Source organism: Phreatobacter oligotrophus, assembly GCF_003046185.1.
Taxonomy (GTDB): Bacteria; Pseudomonadota; Alphaproteobacteria; order Rhizobiales; family Phreatobacteraceae; genus Phreatobacter; species Phreatobacter oligotrophus.
The window spans coordinates 83,380-98,961 of sequence record NZ_PZZL01000007.1; the positions used below are offsets into that span (position 1 = coordinate 83,380).

Consider the following 15,582-nt stretch of genomic DNA (forward strand, 5'->3'; position numbering starts at 1 on the left):
TCTCACCATCGGAAATCCCGAACTGGGCGTGCTGATGCTCGTCCTGTTCGTCGTCTTCATCATGCTCGGCTTCCCCATCGCCTTCACGCTGATGGCCCTTGGCGTGATGTTCGGCTACATGGCCCAGGGCGACATCGTCTTCGCCCTCGTGGTCCAGCGCACCTATTCGGTGATGACCAACGACGTGCTGGTCGCCATCCCGCTCTTCATCTTCATGGGCTACATCATCGAGCGGGCGAACATCCTCGACAGGCTGTTCAACTCGGTGCAGCTCGCCATCGGCGGCCTGCCCGGCTCGCTCGCCGTCACCACCCTCGTCACCTGCACCATCTTCGCCACGGCCACCGGCATCGTCGGCGCGGTGGTGACGCTGATGGGCCTTCTCGCCTTCCCGGCCATGTTGCGCGCCGGCTATGACGAGAAGCTCTCGGCGGGCGTGGTCTGCGCCGGCGGCTGCCTTGGCATCCTCATCCCGCCGAGCGTCATGCTCATCCTCTACGGCGCCACAGCCGGCGTCTCGGTGCCGAAGCTCTATGCCGGCGCCTTCCTGCCGGGCCTGCTGCTCGCCAGCCTCTACATGGTCTATGTGATCATCCGCTGCATGCTGAACCCGTCGCTGGCGCCCAAGCTGCCGAAGGAACAGCGGATGCCGCTCGGCTTCGACTTCGACAAGGACAAGATGTCCCTGGTGAAGTACGTGGTCATCGTGTTGCTGACGGTCCCGGTGGCCTATGCGGTCATCTACGGCCTCGAGTGGATGCTCAACATGATCCGCATCCTGACGACGCCGGCCGGCATGCCGCTGCGCGAGATCGACTATTCGGTCCCCGACAAGCTGCCCCACGTCATCCTCGGCGCCGGCGCCATCGGCTTCGTGCTGCTGCTGATCCTCGGCAAGGCGGTGTTTAAGGAACTGGCCCGCAGCTTCTTCCCGCTGACCATGCTGATCCTCTCGGTGCTCGGCGCCATCTTCTTCGGCATCGCGACGCCGACGGAAGCGGCGGCGGTCGGCGCCCTCGGCTCGGTGATCCTGGCGGCGGCCTACAAATCCATCAGCTTCGACAAGCTGAAGGAATCGGTGTTCCTCACCGCCCGCACCTCGGCCATGGTCTGCTGGCTCTTCGTCGGCTCCTTCATCTTCTCGTCGATCTTCGCCATCCTCGGCGGTCACGAGCCGATCAAGGCCTTCGTGGCCATGCTGAACCTGTCGCCGACCATGTTCATGATCCTGGCGCAGGTGATCATCTTCGTGCTGGGCTGGCCGCTGGAATGGACCGAGATCATCGTGATCTTCGTGCCGATCTTCCTGCCGCTCCTGGAGACGTTCAAGATCGACCCGCTGTTCTTCGGCATCCTCATCGCCCTGAACATCCAGACGTCGTTCCTGTCGCCCCCCGTGGCCATGGCGCCCTTCTACCTGAAGGGCGTGGCGCCGCCGCACGTGACGATCAACCAGATCTTCTCGGGCGTGATGCCGTTCATCGTCATCGTCGTCGCCTGCATGGTGGTGGTCTACACCTTCCCCGGCATCGCCCTCTGGCTGCCGAGCGTGCTCTACCGCTGAGGCCTCAAGCGCCCGTCGCCGGAACACCTGCGGCGGGCGCCTGCCTCACATCCGAGACGATGCGCCCGTCGACGAGGTGAACGCGCCGGTCCATGCGGTCGGCAAGTTCCATGGCATGGGTGACGGCGACCACGGTGCGCCCATCCCTGTCGACGAGATCGCGCAGGATCTGGAACACCTGCTCCGAGGACTTGGAATCGAGGCTCCCCGTCGGCTCGTCGGCGAGGATCACCGGCGGGTCATTGGCGAGCGCCCGGGCCACCGCCACGCGCTGGCGCTGGCCGCCGGAGAGCTGGTCCGGGCGCTTGGCGAGATGATCGCCCAGCCCGAGCGAGGCGAGCAGTCCCTCGGCCCGCTCCTTCATCTCCCGCATCGACAGTTTGCCGAGAGCCCGCATCGGCAGCATGACGTTCTGCGTCGTGGTGAATTCCGGCAGCAGGAAGTGGAACTGGAAGATGAAGCCGAGCGTGGCGAGCCGCGCCGCGGCCCGTTCGGTGTCGTCGAAATCGGTGGTGTCGCGGCCCTCGACCAGCACGGCGCCGGAGGTCGGCACGTCGAGGAGGCCGAGGAGGTAGAGCAGGCTCGACTTGCCGGAGCCCGAGGGGCCGGTGATGGCGACGAACTCGCGCTCGCCGATGGCAAGGTCGATGTCAGCGACCAGCGTCACCGGCACGATGCCCTCGAGGATGCGGGTCGCCTTGCGCGCCTCGATGATGGTGCGGCTCATGTCGCCCCCCGGATGATCTCGACGGGGTGGAGGCGCGCCGCCTTGCGGGCGGGGAAATAGCCGGCGATGGCCGAGGAGGCGAGCGCCACCCCGCCGGCGATGAGGTAGTGCAGCGGCGCCACCACGAGCGGCAGGTGGGTGGAATCGGTGAAGCCGGTGCGGATCTCCACCGTCAGCATGGCCTGGGTCAGCGCGAAGCCGAGCACCGCGCCGCCGAGCGCGCCGGCAAGGCCGATGGCGAGGCCCTCGAGGATGAAGATGCGCCGGACCGTCGACTGGCTGAGGCCCAGCGACTTCATGATGGCGATGTCGCGGCTCTTCTCGAAGGTGATGGTCGAGATGATGTTGTAGGTGCCGAAGGAGGCCACCAGCAGGATCGCGCCGACCACCGTGTACATGATGATGTTGCGGATGACGAAGGCGGACATGAGGTCCTCGTTGGCCTCCTGCCAGGACACGGTCTTGAGCCCGGTATCGGCGATGATGCGGTCCGCCACGGCGCGCGAGGCCATGGGGTCATTCAGGCGGATGCGGATCTCATTGATGAGGCCGGTCTGCTCGGCCAGCACCTGCGCGGTCTTGATGAGGACATAGGACGTGCCCTCGTCCACCGTGCGCACGCCGGAGCGGAAGATGCCGACGACCTGGCCGGTCATCACCTTGCCGGTGCCGGCGGACATCGAGATGTTCGAGCCGATGCGGGCGCCGAGCTTCTCGGCGAGGCGATCGCCGAGGATGATGGCATTGGTGGCGCGGTAGAGCGCGGGCATGGAGCCCTGCTTCATCTGGGTGACGAGCTGCGAGACGCGCGGCTCGCGCTGCGGGTCGATGCCGACGATGACCGAGGCGACGTCCTTGCCGCCGTAGCGCAGGATGCCGCGGGCCTGGACCGAGGGCGTCACCGCGCCGGGCACCCAGCTCTCCAGCGCGGCAATGGTGGCGATGGGGTTGTTGATCCCGCGCCGGCGCGTTGCCGGCGTCAGCCCGCGGATCTGCGCCGCGTCGAAGGCTTCCTCGGCCGGCTGGCGCGGCGGTTCGCGCCGCTCGTCGTTGATCGACACATGCGGCATGGCGTTGACGAGGGTGCGGACGAAATCCTCCTGCGAGCCCTGCATCAGCGCCGCCATCATGATGGAGAAACCGACGCCGATGGCGACGCCCGCCACCGCCACCACCGTCTGCCGGAGGCGGGCGGCGATATGCGTCCAGGCGATGTCGAGGACAAGGTTCACGGCGCGACGCGCACATGTTCGCCGCCGCGCCAGCGCGCCTCGGCGGGAACGGCGATGCGCTCGCCCTCGCCGAGTCCCGAGCGGATCTCGGTCAACCGGGTGCCGCGGATGCCCGCCTCCACCGGCTTGCGGGCGATCCGCCCGTTCACCACCGTGAAGACGGCGCCGCCCACCACGGCCTCGTTCGGCACCAGCAGCACGTTCCTCGCCTCGCGCGCGATGATGTTCGCCTCCACCGACATGCCGAAATGCAGCGGCGTGTCGTCGGGCAGCGCGATGCGGATGCGGAAGGTCTTGGTCGTCGTGTCGCCCATCGGCGTGATGTCATGCACCTGGCCCTCGAGCGCCCGGTCCTTGAAGGCGTCGGTGCGCAAGAGCACCGCCTGCCCCACCCGCACGCGCGGGATGTCCTCCTCGGCGACGTCGGCGGTGACCTGCAGCGGCCGCGGGTCGCCGACCCGGAAGAGGATCTGGCCGACATCGGCGATCTCGCCGACCTCGCCGTCCTGCCGCAGCACGATGCCGGCGCGCGGCGCGAGGATCTGGTAATTGCCGAGCCGCTCCGTCGTGGCGGCGATGAGGGCGCGGATCTGGGCAAGATCGGCGATGGCCTTGTCATAGGCCTGCTGGGTGGCGACGCCGCGCTGCAGCAGCTGGCTCACCCGGTCGACCTCGCGCTGGGCCAGCGCCTGGCGAGCCTGTTGCTCCGCGAGATTGGCGCGCACCTCGCGGTCGTCGAGGCGGGCGAGCATGTCGCCCTCCTTCACCGCGCGGCCCTCGCAGGCGCAATGCTCGACGATGCGCTCCCGCGCCATGGAGGCCATCTTGGCCCAGCGCACCGGCTCGACCACGCCCGTCGCATAGACGATCTCGGCCGCCGTGCCGCGGCCGACCGCCTGCAGCTGCACCTCCGGCCCGCGACCGTAGCGCCACCACAGCGCGCCGCCCGCGGCGGCGAGACCGACGAGGAGAATGATCCAGGAGCGCAGCTTCATCGCCAGCCTTTCGCGACGCGACCATCGCCAGCTAGCAGGACTTATAGGCTGCAACCTTGATCGACGTCATGTCGCGCTGCGGCGACGACGCGGGAGAAGCGTCAGGCGACGCCCATCTCCTCGCGGATGCGGGCGCGCAGCGCGTCGATCGGCGACAGGCGGCCATTGTCGTTGACGTGCCAGAAGGTCCAGCCGTTGCAGGCCTGGGCGCCCTGCACCAGCGCGCCGATCTTGTGGATCGAGCCGACCTGGGGACCGGCCACCAGCGCGCCGTCGGCCCGCACGATCGCCTGGTAGCGACCCTTCTCGTCGGTCAGCACCGTGCCCGGCGAGATCATGCCACGCTCGATGAGGGACGCGAAGGCGACGCGCGGCGCCTCGCGGGCGGTGGTGAAGGCAGCCAGCGAGGCCTCCTCCAGCGGCTCCACGGAAAGAATGCGCGCCTCGGCCGCTCTCGCATAGGCGGGATCGCGTTCGATCCCGATGAACCGGCGGCCGAGGCGCTTGGCAACGGCCCCGGTCGTACCGGAGCCGAAGAACGGATCGAGGACGACGTCCCCGGGCTTGGAGGACGCAAGGAGGACGCGCGCCAGGAGCGCCTCCGGCTTCTGGGTCGGATGGACCTTGCGGCCCGTATCGTCCTTGAGGCGCTCCTCGCCGGTGCAGAGCGGCAGGAACCAGTCCGAGCGGACCTGGACATCCTCGTTGCCGGCCTTGAGCGCCTCGTAGTTGAAGGTGTAGCGGGCCTTGGCCTCGCGGGAGGCCCAGATCAGCGTCTCATGGGCATTGGTGAAGCGCCGGCCGCGGAAATTCGGCATCGGGTTCGCTTTGCGCCAGATGACGTCGTTGAGGACCCAGAAGCCGAGATCCTGCAGCGCCGTGCCGACGCGGAAAATGTTGTGGTAGGAGCCGATGACCCAGAGCGAGCCGTCCGGCTTCAGGACGCGCCGCGCGGCGCTGAGCCAGGCGCGGGTGAAGGCGTCATAGGCGGCGAAGCTCTCGAACTGGTCCCAGTCATCGTTGACGGCGTCGACCCGGCTGTCGTCCGGCCGGTGGAGCTCGCCCTGGAGCTGGAGATTGTACGGCGGATCGGCGAAGACCAGATCCACCGAGGCCGGCGGCAGGGACTCCATCGCGGCGATGCAATCGCCGAGGATGATGCGGCCGGCAAGACCCATCCCCTGGTCGGGGACGAGCGACGGCGAACGGACGGCCCGTACGCGAGCACCAGATCGGGCAGTTCCGTTCGTCGTCGGCATGAGGCGGCACTCGATACGCAAAACTAAGGTGTCGCAACGCCAGGCGAGACTGGAGCCGGCACGGTAAATGTATGCTTAAGTTACTGGCGACAACTGCGGTTTTTTCTGTCACCGAAAGGTAAACTTGGCGTCCCGCGAAAGGTGAACGAGGTGTGAAACCAGCGTCCCGCCCGGGAGTTGCACCTGTCGTGACGCGGCGTCATGATCGCCGGAGGCAGGGAGTTTCGTGCCATGCGTTGGGAAGATCTGCGCCGTTCGGAGAACATCGAGGACCGCCGCGGGGGCGGGGGCGGTGCGGTTCCGGGAGGCCCCGCCGGCATCGGCATCGGCGGCATGATCATCGTCGGCCTCATCTCCTATGTGACCGGCATCAACCCTGCGATCCTCATCGGTGGCTATGACGCCGTGACCCGGGGCAGCCAGCGGCAGATCGAGCAGCAGGCGCCGCAGCGCCAGGGCCGGCCCGCCGACCAGATGGGCGATTTTGTCGCCGCCATCCTCGGCTCCACCGAGGATGCCTGGCAGAAGATTTTCCAGGAGGCCGGCCGCCGCTACCAGGCGCCGGGCCTCGTCATGTTTAACGCCCGAACCCGCTCGGGCTGCGGCGCGGCGCAGTCGGAGATGGGGCCGTTCTATTGCCCCAACGACAAGAAGGTCTATCTCGACACCTCCTTCTTCCAGGAGTTGCAGACCCGCTTCCGCGGCTGCTCCGGCCCCGACACCGCCTGCCGCTTCGCCTATGCCTATGTCGTCGCCCACGAGGTCGGCCATCACGTGCAGAACCTGATGGGCGTGCTACCGCGGGTGCAGCAGGCCCAGCGCGCCGCCAGCAGCGAAGCGGAGTCGAATGCCCTGCAGGTGCGCGTCGAACTCCAGGCCGACTGTTTCGCCGGCGTCTGGGCCTTCCACACCCAGCAGCAGATCCGCCTGGAGGAGGCAGACGTCCGCGCCGCCATGCAGACAGCCGCCGCCATCGGCGACGACATGCTGCAGCGCCGCTCGCAGGGCTATGTGGTGCCCGACAGCTTCACCCACGGCAGCTCGGCCCAGCGCCAGCGCTGGTTCATGACGGGGCTGCGCAGCGGCCAGATCTCCGCCTGCAACACGTTCCGGGCGCCGCAGCTGTGAGGACGTCGGGCGGCGGCGATGCGCCACCGCCCCTCTGTCCTTAGCCGAGCATCCGCATCGGCTCCGCGAAATAGCGGAAGCCGTCGCCGGCTTTTGCCACGTGGCCGAAGCCGGGCCAGGGGAAGTGATAGGACATCACCGGCAGTTGCTTCTCGGCGAGCATGGTGAGGAGCCGCACCCGTGTCTGAGCCGACTGCTTCGGATCGCTGTCATAGGCGAATTCCATCAGCGGCCGCTCCAGCAGCAGCACCTGGTGATGGGTCAGGTCGCCCATGAAGCAGAACTGCTTGCCGCCTGAGGCGATCATGAAGACCGTGTGCCCGACGGTGTGACCGGGGGCGGCGATCGCCTGGACTCCCGGCAGGAACTCCTGCTGGTCGCGGAAGAACTTGATGCGGTCGCGGACCGGCAGCAGGTTCTTGCGGGCGTGCTCGACGAAGGCCTTGAGCGGCGTGCCGAGTTTTCCCTCGTCGGTCCAGAAATCGAAATCCGCTTGCGCAAGCCAGACCTCCGCATTGGGAAAGAGCGGCTTGCCATCAGCGCCGACGATGCCCCCGACATGGTCGATGTGGGCGTGCGAACAGCAGATCGCGTCGATGTCGGCCGGGCGTATCCCCGCTTCCTCCAGCGACTTGGTCAGGCGGCCCGTTGTCGGGCCGAAGGCTTGCGATGTGCCCATGCCGGTATCGAACAGGACCAGCCGTTCGCCGAAATTCACGACCGGGATGTTCTGCTCGAGGGTGACGCTCGCGGGATCGAGAAAGTTGCGGGACAGCATCCCGCGGATCTCCTCCTTTGACACGCCGAGAAACGTCTCGCCCGGATCGCCGAGTGGCAACGGGCCATCGGAGACGACGGTTACCTGAGCCTCGCCGAAGGGGAAGCGATAGTAGTAGGGCGCCTGGCCAGTGGCCTTGGGTGCACGGGCGAGTGCCAGTCCCTGCGGCAAGGTGAGCGCGGCGCCAAGGCCGAGACCAAGGGACAGCGTATCGCGTCTGGAGTGGAGACCAGCCATCATATCCTCCCGTCGTTCATGTCGTGGGCTACCGGCATCGCCGGAGCCGCCACATTGTGCGAAGGGCTGTCTGGTCTTGGCAATCGCGCGTCTGGCGACCCCTGCTCTGATGATCGACGGATGGCGACATCCGCGAAATCGCCATGATCGGCGAGACGCGGGAGCCACCCTCACCCGTTCAGCGCCTGCCCCGGCCAGCCGTCGGCGGCGATCTTGGAGGCGGCGATGACCGCCTGGGTGCGGCTGTCGACGCCGAGCTTGGTCAGGATCGCCGAGACATGGGCCTTCACCGTCGCCTCGGAGACGGAGAGTTCATAGGCGATCTGCTTGTTGAGCAGTCCCTCCGACAGCATCATCAGCACCCGCACCTGCTGCGGCGTCAGGCTGGCGAGCCGCGCGGCAAGCTTGGCGCTCTCCGAATCCCGGCTCTGCGACAGGTCGATGTCCGGCGGCACGTAGCTGCCGCCGTCGAGCACGACCTGGATGGCCTGGCGCATCTCGTCGATGCCGAGCGTCTTGCGGATGAAGCCCGAGGCGCCGAACTCGAAGCAGCGGCGGATGACGTCCGGGTCCTCGGTGGCCGAGACGATCACCACCGGCACGCCCGGATGCTGGGCGCGCAGATACATCAGGCCGGAGAAGCCCTTCACGCCCGGCATGGCCAGATCGAGCAGCACGAGGTCGACCTCCGGGTCGGCCCCCACGATCTCCGACATGGTGGCAAAGCTGCCAGCCTCGGCGATGGTCATGGCATGCGGCAGGCCAGAGACCGCTTCGCGCAAGGCGCCGCGGAACAGCGGATGATCGTCGGCGATGACGATCCGATAGGTAGCCATTGCGGTGTCCACGCCCCGCCCCCGTTTCCTCTGTCGTCGGCATTCTATCGCGCCGATCGGGCGAATTGTCGCGCCTTGGAGGGCTCAAGACAAGGCCGCGCGGGTCGATTGCCTGAAAATCACTTGCCCGGGCGCCGAAAGTCGCAAGCAGCCCTCGGCCAAAGGGGGGAGGTTCGATGGTGGCGCGAAAAACCTGCGCGCGGCCCACCGTGGCGATTGACAGCCGGGACACCCGGCGTTCTGCTGGATGTCTTGCAAGGCCGGACGTGTGGGGGGCGCGGTCGGACGACGGGATCGAGCGAGGTTGTTCATGACGATGGCTTCCATGGCGAAGAGGTTCATGACACGACGCGGCGACGGGCCGGTGGCCCCGCGGCGCCTCGCGGCAGCGGCTCTCACGGCCGCCCTCCTCCTGCCGCTCACCGGCCTCGGCGAGGCCCAGGCGGTGATGCGCGGCGAGCCCGCCCGCGATCCCAACGGTACCCGCCGCTCAACCGTCCTCATCGAGACGCCCGAGGGCATCTGCACCGGCGCCATTGTCGGGCCCGACCTCGTGCTCACCGCCGCCCATTGCGTCTCGGCGCGCGGCCGCTACCGCGTCCGCTATCTCGACCGCTCCTTCCGCCGCCAGAACGTGGCGGTGACGCGCACCGCCGCCCATCCGGGCTTCGACCCCAACCACGGCTTCGCCTCGGACGATGTCGGCCTGATCCAGGTCGCCCGTCCCTTCGGCTCGGACACCCGGCCGGCCGGGCTGCCCTCGGGCTCCTGGGGCGTCGGCTGGTTTGGCAGCGGCTCCGGCGAGGAACTGCTCATCGCCGGCTTCGGCTCGACCGAGCGCTCGCGCGCCCGCGACGGCGTGCTGCGCGAGGCGCTGATGCGCACCGCCAGCCCCAGCGTGCCCGGGCGCGGCTTCGCCGGCCTCACCGGCGAGGACGCCCAGCAGCGTCCCGGCATGTGCGTCGGCGATTCCGGCGGGCCGGTCTATCGCCGTTCCGGCCGCGGGTTCCTGGTGGTCGGTGTGCTCAAGGGCGGCACCACCGATCCCGGACGGGAGTGCACCTCCTCGCCGGTCTATGTGCCGCTGCGCGACTATGTCGCCTGGATCCGCCAGACGGCGGCCGGCTGGAACGCCCCGCTCGGCACGCCGGTCGAGATGCGGCAGTGACGCGGACGGCGGCTCAGGCCGCCGTCGCCAGCCCCCGCTTCACCAGCAGGGCTTCCGGATCGGGCTCGCGGCCACGGAAGGCCACATAGGCCTCCATGGGGTCGCGGCTGTTGCCGGCCGAATAGACGAAGGCGCCGAGCCGCTGGGCGAGCTTCGGATCGAAGGGATCGCCCGTCTCCTCGAAGGCGGCGAAGCCGTCGGCGTCCAGCACCTCCGACCACATGTAGCTGTAATAGCCGGCCGAATAGCCGTCGCCCGAGAAGACATGGGCGAAATGCGGCGTGCGGTGGCGCATGACGAGGCCGTCGGGCATGCCGATGCGCTTCAACTCGGCCGCCTCGAAGGCGATGGGGTCGATGCCGTCGGCGTCCGAGAGCGAGTGGAAGGCGAGGTCGACCAGCGCCGAGGAGACATATTCGACCGTCGCGAAGCCCTGGTTGAAGGTGCGCGCGGCAATGAGCTTGTCGATGAGCGCCTGCGGCATGGCCTCGCCCGTCTCGGCATGGATGGCAAAGCGCGAGAGCACCTCCGGCCGCTCCAGCCAGTGCTCGTAGAGCTGCGAGGGGAATTCCACGAAGTCACGCGCCACCGACGTGCCGGAGAGCAGCGGATAGGTGACGTTTGACAGGAGACCGTGCAGGCCGTGGCCAAACTCGTGGAAGAGAGTCCGCGCATCGTCGAAGGAGAGCAGCGCCGGCTTTCCCTCCGGCGGCTTGGCGAAGTTCATGACGTTGACGATGATCGGCAGCACATCTCCGGAGAGCTTCTCCTGGCTGCGGAAGGCGCTCATCCAGGCGCCGGAGCGCTTGGTGGAGCGGGCATAGTAGTCGCCGAGGAAGAGACCGACCGGCGTGCCGTCGCGCAGCATCTCGTAGGCCCGCACATCCGGGTGATAGACGGGCACGTCCTCGCGGCGGCGGAAGGTGACGCCGAAGAGCCGGGTCGCAACGTCGAAGGCGGCCTCGATCATACGGTCGAGCTGGAAGTAAGGCTTCAGCGCCGCCTCATCGATCGCATAGCGGCGCTGGCGCACCTTCTCGGCATAGTAGCGCCAGTCCCAGGGCTGGATAGGCTCGTTCATGCCCTCCTCGCGCGCGACCTCGGCCAGCGCCAGCCGCTCTTCGCCGGCCCGCACCACGGCGCGGCTCCAGACCTTCTCAAGAAGAGCGCGGACGGCCTCAGGCGTCTTCGCCATGGTCTCGTCGAGCTTGAACGCGGCGAAGGTCGGATAGCCCAGCAGCTTCGCGCGCTCGACGCGCAGCTTGATGGTCTCGGCGACGATGGCGGTGTTGTCGCTCTCACCGCCCATCTCGCCGCGCTTCACCCAGGCCTTGAAGATGGTCTCGCGCAGGTCGCGGCGGGGGGAGAGGGTCAGGAAGGGCTCGACCATGGAACGGCCGAGCGTCATCACATAGCCCTCACGGCCGCGATCCTTTGCGGCCTGCGCGAGCGCATTCTTCAGGAAATCAGGAAGCCCGGTGACATCGGCCTCGGCGAGATCGAGCGTCCAGGTGGATTCGTCCTTGAGCACGTTCTGCGAGAAGGCGGTGCCCAGCGTCGCGAGCCGCTCGGTGATGCGGCGCATCTCCACCTTGCCGGCCTCATCGAGCGCCGCGCCGCCGCGCACGAAGTTCTTGTAGGTCTTCTCCAGCACCCGCTTCTGCTCGCCGGTGAGGGTGAGGCTGTCCCGCTGGTCGTACAGCGCCTTCACCCGGGCGAAGAGCCGGTGGTCGAGGGTGATGGCGTTGCCATGCTGGGCGAGGACCGGCGCCATCTCGCGCTGGATCGCCTGGATGGCATCAGTCGCATCCGAGCCCGCAAGGTTGAAGAACACGCCGCAGAGCCGGTCGAGCGCATGGCCGCTCGTCTCCAGCGCGTCGATCGTGTTGGCGAAGGTCGGCGTCTCAGAATTGGCGGTGATGGCATCGATCTCGGCACGCTGGTCCGCCAGCGCCCGCTCGAAGGCGGGGCGGTAGTCCTCGATGCGGATGTCGCCGAAGGGCGCGATGCCGAAGGGGGTGGTCCAGGGGCGGAAGAAGGGATTGTCGGTGGTCTGGGTCATGCAGCCAATGTGGCGGGCGGAGGCGGGGCCGGCAAGGGTGGGGTGACGGCGATGCGATCCTCGTCGCAGCTCATCTCCAGAAGGCACAACCTGTCCGTCATGCCCGGGCTTGTCCCGGGCATCCACGAATTCTGACAGGCAGTGGTCAAGTCGTGGATGCCCGCCACAAGGGCGGGCATGACGCGGCAAGGGGGCGCTTGTCAGGCGAGCCGTGGAGCCCCCTCACAGCACCTCGGCGCCGAAGTTGCGCTTGGGGTCCATGTCCGCCGTCAGCTTGCCCGTGGGCTCGGCTGCCCAGCCACCGGTGCGCTTCAGCCAGCGGCCCTCGCCAGGCTTGCCGGCGAGCGTGCCGCCGGAGACCACCTCGCGGCCGCGCACCAGCACCGTCTCTGGCCAACCCGTCACGCTGCGGCCGGCAAAGGGCGTGTAGCCGGTGAGGTCGTGCATCAGTTCGTCGGTGATGGTGACCTGCTTCTTCGGATCCCAGATCGCGATGTCGGCGTCATAGCCCGGCGCGATCTGGCCCTTGCCCGGAAGATTGTAGATCGAGGCGGGCTGCGTCGCGGTCAGCGACACGAAGGCGTCGAGCCCGCGGCCCGCAAATTCCGGCCGGCCTTTCGACACCATCGCGTCGAAGAGCAGCGGCAGGCGCACCTCAAGGCCCGGCAGGCCATTGGCAATGGTCTTAAAATTGGCGTTCGGCCCGGCCGAAAGCTTGCCGGTCTCATCGAAGCGATAGGGGGCGTGGTCGGAGGTGACGGTCTGCAGGTCGCCGAGGGCAAGCGCCTGCCACAGCGCGTCCTGGTCCTCGGCCTCGCGCGGCGGCGGCGAGCACATCCACTTCGCGCCCTCCATGCCCGGCTTGTCGAGGTCGTGCTTGGTCATGAAGAGATATTGCGGGCAGGTCTCGGCGAAGACCTTCAGCCCCTGGGCCCGCGCGTCGCGCACCACCTGGGCGCCCTCCGCCGTCGAGACGTGGAAGATCATGATCGGCTGGTCGATCAGCGCCGAGAGCGCGATGAGCCGGGTGAAGGCCTCGGCCTCCGAGCCGCGCGGATGGCTGATGGCGTGGTACTTCGGCGCCACATAGCCCTTCTTGACGAGGCGCTTGCCCATCCACGAGATCATGCCGTGGTTCTCGGCATGGACGCAGACCATGGCCCGGTTCTCGCGGGCGGTGAGCAGCACGTCGAGCAGCGGCTCGTCATCGACCTTGATGAGGTCGTAGGTCATGAAGATCTTCACGGAGGCGTGGCCCTCGCGGATCAGCTCGGGCAGGTCCTTGGTGATGGTCTTCTCGTCGGGATTGGCGACGATGAGGTGGAAGGCGTAGTCGATCAGCGCGCCGCGCTCGGCCAGCACGCTGTAGTCGTCGACGACCTTGCGCAGGTCCTTGCCGCGATGCTGCGCGGCAAAGGAAATCACCGTCGTATTGCCGCCGAAGGCCGCCGAGGTCGTGGCGCTCTCGAACGTATCGGCGTTGAGCAACCCGCCCGCCGAGACCTGCTCGATATGGGTATGGCTATCGATGCCGCCGGGGAGCACCAGCTTGCCCGTGGCATCGATCGTGCGCGCGCCCTCACCCAGGCCGAGGCCAACGGCGGCCACCTTGCCGTCGCGGATGCCGACATCGGCGGTGAAGCTTCCGGTGGCGGTTCCCACCGTGCCGCCGCGGATGACGAGGTCGAAGGGCGAGGCAGGCATGTCGTGCTCCGGCTGGACGCAGGGGTATGGAGGCCCGACAATAGACCGAGCTTCACCCGCGACGGTACCTCATGGCACGCAGACCCCGTATCCTCGTCATCAATCCCAATTCCAACGAGGCCGTCACCGAGGGCCTGCGCCAGGCGGTGAAGCCCCTCACCTATGCCGACGGGCCGGAGATCGTCTGCGAGACCCTGACCGAGGGCCCGTTCGGTGTCGAGACGCAGGAACATGTGGAAAGCGTCACGCTGCCGCTGCGCCGCAAGGTGGAGGCGACCAACGACGCCGACGCCTTCATCATCGCCTGCTATTCCGACCCCGGCCTCTTCGTCGCCCGCGAGGGGACGAGCCGCCCCGTTTTCGGCATCGCCGAATGCGGCGTGCTCACTGCCCTGGCCCGCGCCGACCGCTTCGGCGTCATCGCCATCAAGTCGCGCTCCATTCCCCGCCACATCCGCTATCTGCGCCAGATGGGCCTGATGGAGCGCCTCGCCGGCGAACGGCCGCTGGAAATGTCGGTGGCCGAGACCGCCTCGGGCGAGGGCACGCTCGCCCGCATGATCACCGTCGGCCGCGAGCTCAAGGAATTGGACGGCGCCGGCGCCATCGTCATGGGCTGCGCCGGCATGGCGCGGCACCGGAAGCCCCTGGAGGATGCGCTGGGAATTCCCGTGATCGACCCGACGCAGGCCGCGGTCACCATGGCCATCGGCACGCTCGCGGTGGGGTGAGTCCGCGAGGGCGCGACAGCACCCGCTATTGACGGCGGACTCGCCACACACGAGTCTGCCGCCATGCTGACCTACATCATCCGGCGCATCCTGCTGATGGTGCCGACCATCCTCGGCATCATGCTGATCTCCTTCCTGGTGGTGCAGTTCGCCCCCGGCGGGCCGGTGGAGCGCGTCATCGCCCAGCTCACCGGCAACGATGTCTCGGCGACGCAGCGCGTCTCCGGCGGCGGAGCGGATGCCGCCCAGGCCGGCGCGGTGGAGGCGGCCAACTCGTCCTATCGCGGCGCGCAAGGGCTCGATCCGCAGTTCATCGCCCAGCTGGAAAAGCAGTTCGGCTTCGACAAGCCGGCGCATGAGCGCTTCCTGCTGATGATCTGGAACTATGCCCGCTTCGACTTCGGCAAGAGCTATTTCCGCGATGTCTCGGTGCTGCAGCTGATCCGCGAGAAGCTGCCGGTCTCCATCTCGCTGGGCCTGTGGCTGACGCTGCTGACCTACCTCGTCTCCATCCCGCTCGGCATCCGCAAGGCGATGAAGGACGGCTCGCGCTTCGACGTCTGGACCTCCGCCGTCATCGTCGTCGGCTATGCAATCCCCGGCTTCCTCTTCGCCATCCTGCTCATCGTGCTGTTCGCCGGCGGCTCCTTCCTCGACTGGTTCCCCTTGCGCGGCCTGTGGTCGGACAACTGGTCGGAGATGAGCCTCGGGCAGAAGGTCCTCGACTATCTCTGGCACCTCGCTTTGCCGATCACCGCCATGGCGCTGGGCGCCTTCGCGACGATGACCCTGCTCACGAAGAACTCGTTCCTCGACGAGATCCGCAAGCAGTACGTCATGACCGCCCGCGCCAAGGGCCTGGACGAGACCCAGGTGCTCTATGGCCACGTCTTCCGCAACGCCATGCTGATCGTCATCGCCGGCTTCCCCGGCGCCTTCGTCCATGCCTTCTTCACGGGATCGCTGCTGATCGAGACGATCTTTTCCCTCGACGGCCTCGGCCTCCTCGGCTTCGAGAGCGTGCTCAACCGCGACTATCCCGTCGTCTTCGCCACCCTCTTCATCTTCTCGCTCGTCGGCCTGGTGGTGAACCTCATCTCCGACCTCATGTACACCTGGGTCGATCCGCGCATCGACTTCGAGGCGCGGGAGGTCTGAGCC

The 15,582-nt window shown here is 67.7% G+C and carries 13 protein-coding genes; 5 read left to right on the forward strand and 8 right to left on the reverse strand.

What is annotated here, in order from left to right:
* The first annotated feature begins 7 nt into the window (after nucleotides 1-7).
* On the forward strand, nucleotides 8-1,564 hold the full coding sequence (locus tag C8P69_RS16080; protein WP_170118278.1) for a TRAP transporter large permease: 1,557 nt from the start codon (nucleotides 8-10) through the stop codon (nucleotides 1,562-1,564).
* A 4-nt stretch (nucleotides 1,565-1,568) separates the two neighbouring features.
* Here C8P69_RS16080 and C8P69_RS16085 read toward each other — a convergent pair whose 3' ends face one another.
* The 4 genes from C8P69_RS16085 to C8P69_RS16100 form a co-directional block, all read right to left on the reverse strand.
* Nucleotides 1,569-2,291 carry an ABC transporter ATP-binding protein gene (locus C8P69_RS16085; RefSeq protein WP_108178454.1) on the reverse strand — a complete coding sequence of 241 codons (723 nt, stop codon included), beginning with the start codon at nucleotides 2,289-2,291 and terminating at the stop codon, nucleotides 1,569-1,571.
* Nucleotides 2,288-3,523, reverse strand: a complete 1,236-nt coding sequence (locus tag C8P69_RS16090) for an ABC transporter permease (protein ID WP_108178455.1) — start codon at nucleotides 3,521-3,523, stop codon at nucleotides 2,288-2,290. The genes C8P69_RS16085 and C8P69_RS16090 overlap by 4 nt, the downstream gene beginning before the upstream one ends.
* Nucleotides 3,520-4,518 carry an efflux RND transporter periplasmic adaptor subunit gene (locus tag C8P69_RS16095; protein WP_108178456.1) on the reverse strand — a complete coding sequence of 333 codons (999 nt, stop codon included), beginning with the start codon at nucleotides 4,516-4,518 and terminating at the stop codon, nucleotides 3,520-3,522. The genes C8P69_RS16090 and C8P69_RS16095 overlap by 4 nt, the downstream gene beginning before the upstream one ends.
* Before the next feature lie 101 nt (nucleotides 4,519-4,619).
* On the reverse strand, nucleotides 4,620-5,696 hold the full coding sequence (locus C8P69_RS16100; RefSeq protein WP_108178457.1) for a site-specific DNA-methyltransferase: 1,077 nt from the start codon (nucleotides 5,694-5,696) through the stop codon (nucleotides 4,620-4,622).
* A gap of 312 nt (nucleotides 5,697-6,008) precedes the next feature.
* Between C8P69_RS16100 and ypfJ the strand changes: the two genes are divergently transcribed.
* Nucleotides 6,009-6,905 (forward strand): KPN_02809 family neutral zinc metallopeptidase, encoded by an 897-nt coding sequence (gene ypfJ, locus C8P69_RS16105; protein ID WP_108178458.1) that lies wholly within the window; start codon nucleotides 6,009-6,011, stop codon nucleotides 6,903-6,905.
* 40 nt (nucleotides 6,906-6,945) lie between these two features.
* Here the strand turns inward: ypfJ and C8P69_RS16110 are convergent, their stop codons facing one another.
* On the reverse strand, nucleotides 6,946-7,920 hold the full coding sequence (locus C8P69_RS16110) for an MBL fold metallo-hydrolase (protein WP_245902077.1): 975 nt from the start codon (nucleotides 7,918-7,920) through the stop codon (nucleotides 6,946-6,948).
* Nucleotides 7,921-8,090: 170 nt separating this feature from the next.
* Entirely contained in the window at nucleotides 8,091-8,756 is a 666-nt protein-coding gene (locus C8P69_RS16115) for a response regulator (protein WP_108178460.1), read from the reverse strand.
* 340 nt (nucleotides 8,757-9,096) lie between these two features.
* On the opposite strand from C8P69_RS16115, the gene C8P69_RS16120 reads away from it, so the two are divergent.
* The gene (locus tag C8P69_RS16120; protein WP_170118270.1) at nucleotides 9,097-9,924 is read left to right on the forward strand and encodes a S1 family peptidase; all 828 of its coding nucleotides are present in this window, start codon (nucleotides 9,097-9,099) and stop codon (nucleotides 9,922-9,924) included.
* Nucleotides 9,925-9,937: 13 nt separating this feature from the next.
* Here C8P69_RS16120 and C8P69_RS16125 read toward each other — a convergent pair whose 3' ends face one another.
* Both C8P69_RS16125 and hydA read right to left on the reverse strand, forming a co-directional pair.
* Nucleotides 9,938-11,986 carry a M3 family metallopeptidase gene (locus C8P69_RS16125; protein ID WP_108178462.1) on the reverse strand — a complete coding sequence of 683 codons (2,049 nt, stop codon included), beginning with the start codon at nucleotides 11,984-11,986 and terminating at the stop codon, nucleotides 9,938-9,940.
* 222 nt (nucleotides 11,987-12,208) lie between these two features.
* Nucleotides 12,209-13,690: a dihydropyrimidinase gene (gene hydA, locus C8P69_RS16130; RefSeq protein WP_108178463.1), complete on the reverse strand. Its 1,482-nt coding sequence runs from the start codon at nucleotides 13,688-13,690 to the stop codon at nucleotides 12,209-12,211.
* 71 nt (nucleotides 13,691-13,761) lie between these two features.
* On the opposite strand from hydA, the gene C8P69_RS16135 reads away from it, so the two are divergent.
* Together C8P69_RS16135 and C8P69_RS16140 are read left to right on the forward strand one after the other, a co-directional pair.
* Nucleotides 13,762-14,421 carry an aspartate/glutamate racemase family protein gene (locus C8P69_RS16135; RefSeq protein ID WP_108178464.1) on the forward strand — a complete coding sequence of 220 codons (660 nt, stop codon included), beginning with the start codon at nucleotides 13,762-13,764 and terminating at the stop codon, nucleotides 14,419-14,421.
* A 63-nt stretch (nucleotides 14,422-14,484) separates the two neighbouring features.
* Nucleotides 14,485-15,579 (forward strand): microcin C ABC transporter permease YejB, encoded by a 1,095-nt coding sequence (locus C8P69_RS16140; protein WP_108178465.1) that lies wholly within the window; start codon nucleotides 14,485-14,487, stop codon nucleotides 15,577-15,579.
* Nucleotides 15,580-15,582: the final 3 nt, after the last annotated feature.

Bases quoted from the DNA above. Each gene is read 5' to 3' on its own strand.
- C8P69_RS16085 (WP_108178454.1), bottom strand. From the start codon at position 2,291: ATGAGCCGCACCATCATCGAGGCGCGCAAGGCGACCCGCATCCTCGAG.
- C8P69_RS16095 (WP_108178456.1), bottom strand. From the start codon at position 4,518: ATGAAGCTGCGCTCCTGGATCATTCTCCTCGTCGGTCTCGCCGCCGCG.
- C8P69_RS16100 (WP_108178457.1), bottom strand. From the start codon at position 5,696: ATGGGTCTTGCCGGCCGCATCATCCTCGGCGATTGCATCGCCGCGATG.
- ypfJ (WP_108178458.1), top strand. From the start codon at position 6,009: ATGCGTTGGGAAGATCTGCGCCGTTCGGAGAACATCGAGGACCGCCGC.
- C8P69_RS16110 (WP_245902077.1), bottom strand. From the start codon at position 7,920: ATGGCTGGTCTCCACTCCAGACGCGATACGCTGTCCCTTGGTCTCGGC.
- C8P69_RS16115 (WP_108178460.1), bottom strand. From the start codon at position 8,756: ATGGCTACCTATCGGATCGTCATCGCCGACGATCATCCGCTGTTCCGC.
- C8P69_RS16120 (WP_170118270.1), top strand. From the start codon at position 9,097: ATGACACGACGCGGCGACGGGCCGGTGGCCCCGCGGCGCCTCGCGGCA.
- C8P69_RS16125 (WP_108178462.1), bottom strand. From the start codon at position 11,986: ATGACCCAGACCACCGACAATCCCTTCTTCCGCCCCTGGACCACCCCC.
- hydA (WP_108178463.1), bottom strand. From the start codon at position 13,690: ATGCCTGCCTCGCCCTTCGACCTCGTCATCCGCGGCGGCACGGTGGGA.
- C8P69_RS16135 (WP_108178464.1), top strand. From the start codon at position 13,762: ATGGCACGCAGACCCCGTATCCTCGTCATCAATCCCAATTCCAACGAG.
- C8P69_RS16140 (WP_108178465.1), top strand. From the start codon at position 14,485: ATGCTGACCTACATCATCCGGCGCATCCTGCTGATGGTGCCGACCATC.